At 65.7% G+C, this 11,841-nt stretch carries 10 protein-coding genes; 2 read left to right on the top strand and 8 right to left on the bottom strand.

Annotated elements, in window-relative coordinates; all coding sequences use genetic code 11:
• Positions 1-8: 8 nt before the first annotated feature.
• Complete coding sequence (locus tag ACVZTU_RS04215) at positions 9-1,268, bottom strand: PrsW family intramembrane metalloprotease (RefSeq protein ID WP_229664013.1); 1,260 nt, start codon at positions 1,266-1,268, stop codon at positions 9-11.
• 895 nt (positions 1,269-2,163) lie between these two features.
• On the opposite strand from ACVZTU_RS04215, the gene ACVZTU_RS04210 reads away from it, so the two are divergent.
• Positions 2,164-4,128, top strand: coding sequence for an LPXTG cell wall anchor domain-containing protein (locus ACVZTU_RS04210; protein WP_482401493.1), 1,965 nt, complete (start codon positions 2,164-2,166; stop codon positions 4,126-4,128).
• Between the two features lie 9 nt (positions 4,129-4,137).
• On the opposite strand, the gene ACVZTU_RS04205 is transcribed toward ACVZTU_RS04210, so the two are convergent.
• On the bottom strand, positions 4,138-4,884 hold the full coding sequence (locus ACVZTU_RS04205) for a MerR family transcriptional regulator (RefSeq protein ID WP_482401744.1): 747 nt from the start codon (positions 4,882-4,884) through the stop codon (positions 4,138-4,140).
• A gap of 26 nt (positions 4,885-4,910) precedes the next feature.
• On the opposite strand from ACVZTU_RS04205, the gene ACVZTU_RS04200 reads away from it, so the two are divergent.
• A complete protein-coding gene (locus ACVZTU_RS04200) occupies positions 4,911-5,384 on the top strand; it encodes a DUF6194 family protein (RefSeq protein ID WP_216657199.1) in 474 nt (157 codons plus the stop codon).
• On the opposite strand, the gene ACVZTU_RS04195 is transcribed toward ACVZTU_RS04200, so the two are convergent.
• The 6 genes from ACVZTU_RS04195 to ACVZTU_RS04170 are packed head-to-tail and all read right to left on the bottom strand — an operon-like array spanning position 5,375 to position 11,782.
• Positions 5,375-6,163: an HpcH/HpaI aldolase family protein gene (locus tag ACVZTU_RS04195; protein ID WP_410710866.1), complete on the bottom strand. Its 789-nt coding sequence runs from the start codon at positions 6,161-6,163 to the stop codon at positions 5,375-5,377. The genes ACVZTU_RS04200 and ACVZTU_RS04195 overlap by 10 nt on opposite strands.
• Positions 6,148-6,933 carry a fumarylacetoacetate hydrolase family protein gene (locus tag ACVZTU_RS04190; RefSeq protein ID WP_482401492.1) on the bottom strand — a complete coding sequence of 262 codons (786 nt, stop codon included), beginning with the start codon at positions 6,931-6,933 and terminating at the stop codon, positions 6,148-6,150. The genes ACVZTU_RS04195 and ACVZTU_RS04190 overlap by 16 nt, the downstream gene beginning before the upstream one ends.
• Before the next feature lie 11 nt (positions 6,934-6,944).
• Positions 6,945-8,081 carry a 3,4-dihydroxyphenylacetate 2,3-dioxygenase gene (hpaD, locus tag ACVZTU_RS04185; protein ID WP_482401491.1) on the bottom strand — a complete coding sequence of 379 codons (1,137 nt, stop codon included), beginning with the start codon at positions 8,079-8,081 and terminating at the stop codon, positions 6,945-6,947.
• Between the two features lie 7 nt (positions 8,082-8,088).
• Positions 8,089-9,594, bottom strand: coding sequence for an aldehyde dehydrogenase (locus ACVZTU_RS04180; RefSeq protein ID WP_482401490.1), 1,506 nt, complete (start codon positions 9,592-9,594; stop codon positions 8,089-8,091).
• Positions 9,591-10,331: a GntR family transcriptional regulator gene (locus ACVZTU_RS04175; protein WP_482401489.1), complete on the bottom strand. Its 741-nt coding sequence runs from the start codon at positions 10,329-10,331 to the stop codon at positions 9,591-9,593. The genes ACVZTU_RS04180 and ACVZTU_RS04175 overlap by 4 nt, the downstream gene beginning before the upstream one ends.
• Positions 10,292-11,782, bottom strand: a complete 1,491-nt coding sequence (locus ACVZTU_RS04170) for a fumarylacetoacetate hydrolase family protein (protein WP_482401488.1) — start codon at positions 11,780-11,782, stop codon at positions 10,292-10,294. Before ACVZTU_RS04170 ends, ACVZTU_RS04175 begins: the two co-directional genes overlap by 40 nt.
• Between the last annotated feature and the right edge of the window lie 59 nt (positions 11,783-11,841).

Below are 11,841 nucleotides of genomic sequence, written 5' to 3'. Positions count from 1 at the left end.
GCTGGAACTTACCGCACAGTCTGTTGGGAGGCTGTCTGTTTGGAGGCCGCGAGCAGACGTTCACGGGCGTCGGCGAACTGCTGGAGTTCGGCCCGTTCGATCTTGCGTTCCTGTTCTCCGCCGATTCCGGCGAGCACGCGCATCCGCGTCGTCGACAGCTTGCCGGAGGTGCGGATCATGGTCTTCATCTCCTCCTTGCCGCCCGGGAACGACTTCGCCCAGTCGCGTCCGTTCTTCCGGCCCTTCCAGGTGCCGAGCATGTCGACCTCGGCATGGGTGAGCCAACCGGAGTTCGCATAGTCACCGAGCATGTTCTGAGTGTGCATGCGTTCGCTGCGGCGCAGGATGAGACCGAGCGTCACCCAGGCGGCGGAGAGGATGACGCTGAGGACGACGAGGCCGATGATCTGCGGAAGCATTCCGCCCATCACGTCACTGGTCGCTTGGCCGAGGACACCGAGGAACGTCATCGAGGCGTTCCAGAAACCGTGCAGGATCATGCCGAGTGCAAGTCCGGGCAGCCACATGAGGATGAGTGACCACCACGGCCATTTGCGGGCGGCGAGTCCGATCGACACACCAGCGCAGGTTGAGAACGCCGTGTGGAGCAGCGGCGATCCGAGGCAGCGCATGGCGAACGTCATGGCGAGGCCCAGAAACTCGCCGTCGTTCCACGACTGGCCGAGGTAGAGGATGTTCTCTGTGAAGGCGAAGCCCGCACCGATGAGCGAACCGTAGACGAGCCCGTCGAGGGGCCCTTCGAAATAGCGGCGAGCGGCAAGGACGATGACGAGGAGGAGGACGGTCTTCGTCGATTCCTCGAGGATCGGAGCTTGAATCACCGCACCGATGACGTCGGGCACACCATTGATGCCGATCATATAGAGCGCGACCTCACCGACGAGTGAGAAGCCGAGGGTGAGGATAACCGAGGCGACAGCACCCCAGAGGAGACAGATGCCCAGGAGGAGCTTCGGCTGCGGTCTCCAGCGGTCGAGCCAGAGGACGTAGGCGATTATGCCGAGAAGAGGGATCGCCGCGAGTCCGATGAGACCGAAGAGGCGGACGCCGAAGCTCAGTCCGCCGAGCAGGGCAAGTAATGCCAATCCGATGACAAGCCCGACGAGTACGAGGATTGCAGCGACGAGCCGGACGATGTTTCCGGTCGAGTCGGGTTCGGTCTCCGGTTGTGTTTTCCGCACGGCGCCGGTCCAGGGAGTGTCGGTGACGACCTGCTGGGGTGCCTGCATGCCTGCACGGATACGCATCTCCTGCGTCACCGTCGGAGCAAACCGCGGCTGAGCATAGACGCGGGCCTGCGCAGGCGGGGGCGCGTACATCACCGGCTGGCCAGGCATGGGTTGACCAGCCATGGATTGGCCCGGCATCGGCTGCATCTGAGGCTGCATGGGTCGGCCGGGTGCCTGCATCGGCTGTCCCTGCATGGGCGGTTGGTTCTGCGGCGGCATGGGTCGACCCGGCGCTGGGGGCCGATTCTGTCCCTGCATGGGCGGCTGCTGCGGCCGCGACCCGCCGGGTTGCTGCTGGTTCGGCTGCTGCGACCCCTGTGGTCGCGGCCGGAACCGATCATGATTCTGCGGCTGCCCCTGCTGCGGATTGTGTGGCTGCGGCGGAGGGACCTGGCCCTGAGGCGGCATCTGTCCCTGTGCCGGGGGCACGTTCGGGTTCGGTGGGCCCTGCACCTGGGGCGGCTGCGGTCTCTGCGAACCGGGACCGTTCTGTGCCGACATAGTCTGTCCTTCTGCGATGGGGGAATTTCCGCTCACCTCAGTCTAGAGTCCCAGCCCGCCGTGAACGGCCCCGCCGTGTATCCGTCCAGCAACACTTCAGCCGACTGCCACGTTCTTCAAACGACGTCCCCCGCCCCACTCAACCATTTTCGACTGTGGATGGACGCAGTTTCGTCGACTCTGTGTCGGCCGGGGAACCAGACCGCCCCTGCACCCACGACCGTCGCCCGACGGTCGGCATCGCCCACCACACGCACCCGACGCGGCCGTTCCTCCCCGGGGCCACTCCCCTCCCTGCAGCGACCAGCACCTCCCCCACTCACACGTCAGAACCTGTGGACGCTCAAAGCGGTATCCACAGCCCCTCAATCAGCCCTAGATGACCAGCCAGCGCCCAATGTCGAATCGGTCCATGATCACTCTCAGAATCGCATCGCTGCGCACCGCGCTGCTGCTCACCGTCCTCACAATCGCTTCGCTCATCGGGCTGGGACCGGCCATGGCCGCGGGACCGCCGGTCGGCCTCGGCGAGGTTCCGGTGCACACCGCACCCAACGCCTACGGTCCGGGCATCTGGCACCATGCGAAACAGGGCAAGACCTGGTACGGCTCCTACCGGACCTTCCCTGACACCTCCGCCTACTGCATCGATGCGGGCAAGAAGTCTCCGCTGCCGAAGCACTTCAAGAATGCGAAGGCCGACACGGTCATCTCGGCTCGCACAGCGTGGGCACTGCACGAATATGCCGGCTCGACGTCGAAAGATGTGCAGGCCGCGTTGAGCGCGATGGCCCGACTCGACAAGGCGCTCCCCCACGATCACAAGGTGCCGCCGCAGAAGCCGGCCGATCTGGGCAAGAAGTTCGCGGCGGCCGCGAAGAAGCACTCGACGATCCTCGCCGAGGCCAAGAAGTTGGCCGGTCCCTACACCCTCGACATCAGCCTCGAGCCGGTCATGCGCATGCCCGTGCTCGAACCCTATGCCGCCCCGGAATCCACCACTTCTCCTGACTCCTGGGCCTCCGACAAAACTGACAAGCCGAAGGTCCTCGGTACTCCCACCGATGAGGCGACGCTGACGGTGTCCCTGCTCAGCGCCTCAGGTGCACAGGTCCCCGACGTTCCTGTCACGCTCAAGACCACCGGCACTGCGAAAGCCCCGACGACTGTGACCACGGGGAAGGAACCCGTGGCCACGACACTGCGGGCGAGCGCCCCCGGCACTCTGTCCGTGACCGCCTCGGCGAAGGTCGCCCCGCAGACCGTGCGCGTCTTCGAACCGACGTCCGGCACTCGGGTACAGCGAGTCATCACCCCGGACACCCCCGATTCCGTCACGGACAAGGCGTCACTGGAGCTGAGTTCCCAGCCGAAGGTGACCACCGAGATCTCCGACCAGACACCGACACCGGGTGAGACGGTCACCGACGAATTCACCGTCTCCGGCCTCATCGGCGACCACACCGTCACCGTCGAACACACCCTGTGGCAGACCGCGACGGCACCGAGGCAGGGCATCAAGAACGATGACGCTCGCGAAATCGGATCCGTGACCTCGAAGAATGTCGGCAACGGCACCCACACATCCGACGAGATCACCGTGCCCGAGGACTTCCGCGGCTGGCTGTACTTCACCGAGACGATCGCCGGGGACAAGGCAACGAAGGAATGGAAGGGAATCCACGGCCAACCCCGTGAGACGGGGTTCGCCCCGTGGACTCCGACCGCCGACACCGAGGCAGTGCTCGAGGGGACATCTACCCACGACGAGGTGGCCGTGACCGGACTGCGGCCGGGTTCCGAAGCCGTCCTCACCATCACCGCCTACCACGTGGAGACCGAGCCCGCGCAGTCGAAGAAGCCCGACGGCACCGAGCTGTCCGTGCAGGACTTCACCGTCAACGCCGACGAGGATGGCCGCGTCGAGATCGACACGGAGCCGATCGACATGCCCGTCGGCTGGGTCACCTATGTGACGGCGATCGAGGGCAGCGACGTCAACAAGGCGTGGACGAGCGACTGGGGCGTTCCCGCCGAGACCGTGCACCGCCCACCCGAGGAGAAGCCGTCGACTCCCCCGGAAGAACCCAGCACGCCGCCGGAGGAGCCAAGCATGCCGCCGGCTCCCCCGGAACAGCCGGAACAGCCCGAAAGGCCTGAAGCGCCCGAACGACCTGAGGAGCCAGACACCCCACCGGTCGAACCGGTCGCGGAAACTCCCGAGACCCCCGCATCTCCGGCGGCCCCGGCACCATCCGGTGAGCTGCCCCGCACCGGCACGACAGGCAACGGGATGCTCATCGGCTTGGGCATCGTCCTCGTCGGACTCGGCTCGACGATCCTGCTGATCTCCGGCAGCCGCCGCGAGAAGGACTGAGAAGTGAGCTCAGGGGTGTCCTCCGCCGATCGTCCCGGCGAGAACACCCCCGGCTCGCAAGACCGCCGCCCCACGCAACGCCAGATCGTCCAGTCTGTCGTCGAGTGCGGCGAGCATCGAGCTCGTATCACCGAGCCCTCGCACCACTGCCAAAGCTTCGCGGATCTCGTGAATGCCGTACCCTCCGGACCGCAGCGCGGCAGTGATCCTTGCGTCTCTGATCGCTCCGAACCGATAGAGACGCGCGGTTCGAGCTCCGGAGCCCACCCGGAGCGGGGTAGTCAGTCCCTCCGATTCCCAGTATCGCAACGTGGATGCACGCACGCCCACCGCCTCAGCAAGTTCGGTGATCGTCATCGATTCGTCGGTCGTCTCGCGCCCATGCTCGCCGGCAGTTTCAGCTTCTGACTGGATCGAGAGCAGCATCGAGCGTGCTGCAACGACCTGACGTCGATGCTCGTCCACTTCAGTCACTTTGCCGGTGAGAAGGGCGATCGCCTCACGGGGATCGAGCCGCGGAAGTTCGGTCATCACCGATCGGGCCGCAACAGGACCGACGGCGAAAGCAAGATCACGGTATGCGGACAATGCACTGACATGCACGTCTGAATACCGCCGGTAGCCATTGTCCTCCCGAGCGGCTGCGGGAATGACACCGCGGGATTCGAGCTGACGGATCTGCTGCACCGAATACCCGCTGAGCGAAGCCACGTCCGCAGTGCGCAGAGTGATCACCTCCCGACAAAAACCCGACATGAACACTTCAAGTGCACACTTGAACCATGAGTATGCACGAGATCATCGACCGTTTCCACACTCTCGACGGACTGCTCCACATCGCTCCCGAGGCCGGCGGCCCGTACCCCGAGCTGACCTGGGGAGACCACTTCTTCTATTTCGCTCCCGACGGAGAAGTGCTTGCGAACACTCAGCCGTTCGCCACCATCATCACCAAGGACTACCCCGACGACACGGCCTCCGAGCTCTCGGCTCCCGATCGCTGGAGGCTCAATCTCCACATCGGGCGTGCCCGGTTCTCCGCACTCTTCGGCGAGCCCGGCCCCGATGTCGACGCGAACGCGGACACCCCGGGTCAGCAGTCCGTCACAGACGCAATCCACCCCCACCCGCTGTATCGCAGGCAGGGGTGGGTAGCGGTCGTGAATCCAGGCTCACGCACTGAGAAGCAGGTCGACGAACTCCTCATCGCCGCCCACGATGATGCCCGGCACCGCTGGGAGCGAGCTCAGTCCTGAACCCAAGTGTCGGCCCAGGCGCGGGCGCCGTTCATCATCAGACCGACGTCGGCTCCGACGAGGACGAAGGACGCTCCGGCTTCCAGGTATTTCCGTGCCTGCTCGGGGTCGAAGGCGTTGACACCGACGGGTTTGCCGGCAGCCTTCACCGCCTCGAAGGTCCTGGCCACCGCATCGGTGACATCCGGATGGGTCTGCTGTCCGAGCAGTCCCATCGACGCAGCCAGGTCGGAGGGCCCGACGAAGATCTGGTCGACTCCATCGACCGCGGCGATCTCGGCGGCGTTGTCCACTGCGGTCGCCGATTCGATCTGCACCGTCAGGGACACGAACTCCTCGGCACGACCCAGGTACCCGTCCACGGCATTCCACCGGGAGGCCCTGGCCAGGGCCGAACCGACCCCGCGCACACCCTTCGGCGGATAATGGACGGCCGCCACAGCCGCCTCGGCGTCGGATTTCGTATCGACCATCGGCACGAGCAGATTCTGCGCGCCGAGGTCGAGGTACTGCTTGATGAGCACCGTGTCGTTGACCGGCACCCGCACGACGGGGGTCGCCGGGTAGCCGTTCATCGCACGCAGCAGACTCGTCGTGGTCTCGAGTCCGATCGGGGAATGCTCGGCGTCGATGAGCACCCACTGCATTCCCGAGGCGGCAGCGATCTCGGCGGCCACGGGCGAACCCGAGCACACCCACATCCCGGCCAGGTACTCGCCGTCGCCGAGGCCGGCCACACGGTCGGCGAAGGTCTCCGGCAGTTCTACTCGAAACGGCATGCGATGACTCCCAGCTCTCCGTAGTCGGCGTGGACGGTGTCGCCGGGATGCACCCACATGGGGCGGGTGAACGATCCGGCGAGCACGGTCTCTCCGGCCTGCAGCACATCTCCGTGTTCGGCGAGTTTGTTCGCCAACCACACGATTCCGCGGGCCGGATGGTCGAGGACGGCGGCAGCCACTCCGGAGTCCTCGATCGTCTCATTGCGGTAGAGCAGGGCGTTCACCCGACGCAGGTCGACGGCATCGACGGCGACGGGACGGCCGCCGAGGACCATCGCCCCCAGTGCCGCGTTGTCCGAGATGGTGTCGACGATCGTGCGCCCCTCCATCTCGATGCGCGAGGACAGGACCTCGAGGGCGGGAACGACGTACTCGGTGGCCCGGAGGACGTCGAAGAGACTGACATCGGGTCCGCGCAGTTCGTCACGCAGCACGAAGGCGAGTTCGACCTCGATGCGCACACCCGAATACTGCGAATGATCGATCACGGACCCGGTGTCATAGACCTGATCGGCGAAGATCGCTCCGTAGTCGGGTTCGGTGATGCCGGTGGCCTGCTGCATCGGCTTCGAGGTCAGCCCGATCTTGTGACCGTAGAGTCGACGGCCGGCGGCTTCACCGCGACGGCGCCATTCGTTCTGCACCGCATAGGAGTCCTCGACCGTCATATCCGGATACTGCGCGGTGAGCAGACCGATCTTCGACCGAGTCCGCTCCGCCTCCGCGAGATCGTCGGCGATGGCCGCGATCGTTGCCTCATCGAGCATGTGGATTCCTTTCAGAGCTGGTTGCCCAGCTTGCCCTCATTCTCATCCGCGCGGGTGTAGGAGAACCCGTCGGCACCGATCGTCACGGCCATCTCCGAATCGTCCGTGCGGGCGTGCACGGGCTGCGGGTTGCCGTCGAGATCGAGGACGAGCGAGGCGTCCGTGTACCAGGACGGCACGACGGGGTTGCCCCACCAGTCGCGGCGCTGATTGTCGTGGACGTCCCACGTGATGACCGGGTTGTCCGGGTCGCCGGTGTAGTAGTCCTGCGTGTACACCTCGACGCGGTGACCGTCGGGGTCGCGCAGGTAGAGGTAGAACGCGTTCGAGACGCCATGGCGGCCGGGTCCGCGCTCGATCGAGTCGGACCGGCGCAGGGCACCGAGCTTGTCGCAGATGGAGAGGATGTTGTGCTTCTCATGGGTGGCGAAGCAGACATGGTGCATGCGCGGTCCGTCGCCACCGGTCATCGCCGTGTCATGGACGGTGGACTTGCGGCGCATCCACGCGGCGTAGACCGTGCCCTCCTCGTCCTGGATGTCCTCCGTGACGCGGAAGCCGAGGTCCTGCATGTACTTCACGGCCCGCGGCACATCCGGGGTGACCTGGTTGAAGTGGTCGAGGCGGACGAGTTCGCCGGGGATGTGCAGGTCGTAGCGCCACGACATGCGTTCGACGTGATCGGACTGGTAGAAGAACTCGTACGGGAAGCCGAGCGGGTCGACCACGCGCACGGAGTCGCCCACGCCCTTGACGAAGCCGTCGGGATTGCGTCGGACATCGCAGTCGAGTTCCGTGTAGAAGGCTACTGCCTTGTCGAGCTCTTCCGGGCTGCGCACCCGGTAGGAGAACGCAGCCACGGCGGCGACCTCGCCCTTGCGCAGGACGAGATTGTGGTGGATGAACTCCTCCGTCGAACGCAGGTAGAGCGTGTTCTCGTCGTCTTCGGTGACGTAGAGTCCGAGCACGTCGACGTAGAATTCCCGCGACGCGGCGAGGTCGGTGACGACGAGTTCCATATAGGCGCAGCGGAGGATGTCGGGCGGACTCACCTGCGGAGTGGCGATGGGGTTGTCGGTGGAGATGCCCGTCTCCTGGCTGACGAAATAGCCGGCCGAGGTCCGGGTCATATCAGTGCGTTTGGTCATGGCTGCTTCACTGCTTTCCGAAGACAGGATTGTGGACCTCGCCGAGGTTGATGTGCACGGACTGCTGTTCCGTGTAGAAGTCGATCGACCGGTAGCCGCCTTCGTGGCCGAGTCCCGAGGCCTTGACGCCGCCGAAGGGGGTGCGCAGATCGCGGACGTTGTTCGAGTTCAGCCACACCATTCCCGACTCCACGGCCTGGGAGAAGTTGTGGGCGCGTTTGAGGTCCGAGGTCCAGATATAGGCGGCCAGACCGTACTTCGTGTTGTTCGCCAGCTCCAGGGCCTCCTCGTCGGAGGAGAACGGGGTGATGGCGACGACGGGGCCGAAGATCTCCTCCTGGAAGATCCGCGCGTCGGGCTGCACATCGGCGAACACGGTCGGCTGGACGAAGTTTCCGGTTTCGAAGCCTTCGGGGCGTCCGCCGCCGGCGACGAGGCGGGCCTCGGACTTGCCGATCTCGACGTAGGACATGACCTTCTCATAGTGCTCGGGGTGGACGAGCGCAGCCACCTCGGTGGCGGGATCCGAGGGCAGACCGACCTTCACGCGCCCCGCCTGAGCGGCATAGCGCTCGACGAATTCGTCGTAGATCGACTGCTCGACGAGGATGCGCGAACCGGCGGTGCAGCGCTCCCCGTTGAGGGAGAAGACGCCGAAGATCGTGGCGTTGACGGCAGCCTCGATGTCCGCGTCGGCGAAGACCACGGCCGGGGACTTTCCGCCGAGCTCCATCGACAGGCCCTTGAGCCAGGGGGCGGCATTGGCGAAGATCGTCTGGCCGGTCTTCGACTCACCGGTGAAGGAGATGAGCGGCACGTCGGGGTGCTTGACGAGCGAGTCGCCGGCGAAGCCCTCCTCGCCGAAGCCGTTGACCATGTTGAACACACCGGTGGGCAGGCCGGCCTCTTCGAAGATACCCGGCCACAGGGAGGCCGAGAGCGGGGTGAACTCTGCGGGCTTGAGCACGACGGTGTTGCCGGTCGCGATCGCCGGTCCCAGCTTCCAGGACTCGAGCATGAACGGGGTGTTCCACGGGGTGATGAGTCCGGCCACGCCGATGGGCTTGCGGTTGACGTAGTTCGCCTGGCGGCCGGGGACCTTGAAGGCGTCGTCGACCTGGGCGACGATGAGGTCGGCGAAGAAACGGAAGTTCTCCGCCGCGCGCGCCGCCTGGCCCTTGGCCTGGGTGATCGGCAGTCCGGAGTCGAAGGACTCCATGGCGGCGAGTTCGTCCTTGCGGGATTCGACGATATCGGCGATCTTGCCCAGGATCCGGGCGCGCTCACGCGGGAGCATCCGCGGCCATGGGCCCTCATCGAAGGCCGTCTTCGCCGCTGCGACGGCGGCTTCGATATCGGCCTTCTTGCCCGAGGCGGCCTTGATGTAGGGCTCGTTCGTCACCGGGTTGAGGACATCGAATTCGTCTCCGTCGATGGAGTCGACGAATTCTCCGCCGATGTAGTGGCGGATCTTCTCCGGCAAATCGGCCGGCGGGGTGGTGGACTGTGTCATGACTTGTCCTTTCGTGTGTCTGTCTGCAAATCCGTGGTTGGAGCTGTGGTCGTCTGGGAGTTCTGGAAGCTGTGCAGAGTGGCCGAGCGGTGCTCGCGCACGGCCCGTTCGACCTCCTGCGCCGAGGCGCGAGCCCGGATGAGGGCGACGATGCGGGAGTGTTCCTCCACCGACTCGAGCGCCCGTTCTGGGACGAAGGAGAACGTCGAATCCCGCAGGTGGTTGAGCCGGTCCCACTCGAGTTCGACGAGGGTGCACAGCCGCTCGTTCGGGCAGCGCCGGTAGAGCATTTCGTGGAACTCGTGGTTGAGCCGGGTGAACTCGGCCGGCTCGAAATCATCGAGCAGAGCCCGCATCCGATCGTTGATCTGCTCCGCGGCATCGAGATCATCGGCACCGAGGTGGCCCTGTGCTTGGGCGACGGCCGCGGCCTCGAGGATCGCAACCGTTTCCATCGACTGGGTGTAGGACCCTTGGTCGACCATGGCCACACGAGCCCCGACATTGCGCTCGAAGGTCACGAGCCCGTCGGCTTCCAGGCGGCGGATGGCCTCGCGCACCGGCACCACTGAGGTGTCGAGTTCGAGTGCGATCTGCGCAAGCACGAGCTTGTGCCCGGGCTGATAGGTCTGGTCGGCGACGCGTTCGCGGATCCACCGATAGGCGGTCTCGGCCTTGCTCAGGGACGCAGTCGCAGTCACCGTGAGGCCTTCCACTCGTCGAATTTCGCCTTCCATTCGCCCTTGGGCGGGAAGAGCTCTTCGATCGGATTGCCGGCGGCGACCTGTTTGGCCACCCAGCCGTCCTCGATCTCCTTCGCCAGTGCCGCGTCGACGACTTCCTCGACGAGGTCACGAGGGATGACGATAGCTCCGTCATCATCGGCGACGATGACATCGCCGGGCAGGACGGTGGCATTTCCGCAGGCCACAGCCACGTCCGATTCCCACGGCACGTGCTTGCGGCCGAGCACGGCGGGATGCTTCGCGGTGGAGAACACGGGCAGGATCTCGGCCACCTCGGCGGAGTCACGGACTCCCCCGTCGGTGACGACGCCGGCGGCGCCGAGCGACTTCGCACGCAGGGCGAGGATGTCACCGAGGGTGCCCGAACCGGATTCGCCGCGGGCCTCGATGACGACGACCTCGCCGGGGCGGATCGAGTCGAAGGCCTGCTTCTGGGCGTTGAAACCGCCGCCGTGGGATTTGAACAGATCTTCGCGGTTGGGCACGAAGCGCAGCGTCTTCGCGGTGCCGACGATCTTCGCGCCCGGCTTCAGCGGGGCCACGCCTTCGATGACGACATTGTTGAGTCCGCGCGACCGCAGCTGAGCCGACAGGCCCGCGGTCGGAGCCTCGGTGAGTTTGGCGACGAGGTCATCGCCGAGTGCCGTCGCGGCAGTTTCATCGGCATCACCCTCCGGGGCGAGTCCGGCGGCTTCGCGTGAGCCCCAGGCGTCGACGGTGAGTGCTTCGTTCACTGCGGGCAGACTGCCGAGTTGCTCGTCGAACTCCCCGGGGCCGTCGACGACTGTGGTGGTCAGTCGTCCGGAGCTCAGTTCTTCGCCGTTCGCCGAGGCGGCCGTGACCTCGACCTCGACCGTGTCACCGGGGGCGACGACGGAGGATCCGGCAGGGGTGCCGGTGAGGATGACGTCGCCGGGCTCGAGGGTGAGGTGCTGGCTGAGGTCCGCGACGATGCGCGGGAGGGTGAAGATGAGCTGATCGGCTCGCGTGCCGTCGTCCTGGACGAGCTCGCCGTTGACCCAGGTGCGCAGGCGCAGGGAGTCGGGGGCCGCCTCGGCGGCGGGGATGAGTTCAGGGCCCAGCGGGGTGTATCCGTCGCGGCTCTTCGAGCGCACGTTCGATCCCTTGTCCGGGGTCTTCATGTCGTAGAGGCCGAAGTCGTTCGACGCGGTCACGCCGGCGACATACGACCAGGCCTCGGCCTCGGTGACGTTGCGGGCGGGGGCGCCGATGACGATGGCGACCTCACCCTCGAAGGCGAGCAGCGAGGTGCCGGCGGGGCGTTCGATGGTCTGGCCGGTGGCGGCGACGGAGCTGGCCGCTTTGAGGAAGTATGACGGCTGGGCGGGGCGCTTTCCTCGTTGTGCCGCACGGGACTCATAGGCCACATGAACGGCAATGATCTTGCCCGGACGGGCCGGAACACCTGCTGGAGTCGACATCGATCTCACACCTCATTTCGATTGGCTTCACCACAGATCGTATATGATACGGTTCCCGG

This window comes from Brevibacterium sp. OS20 (assembly GCF_056837565.1).
Note: the sequence above shows the minus strand (reverse complement) of the source record. Positions and strands in the feature narration are given on the sequence as shown.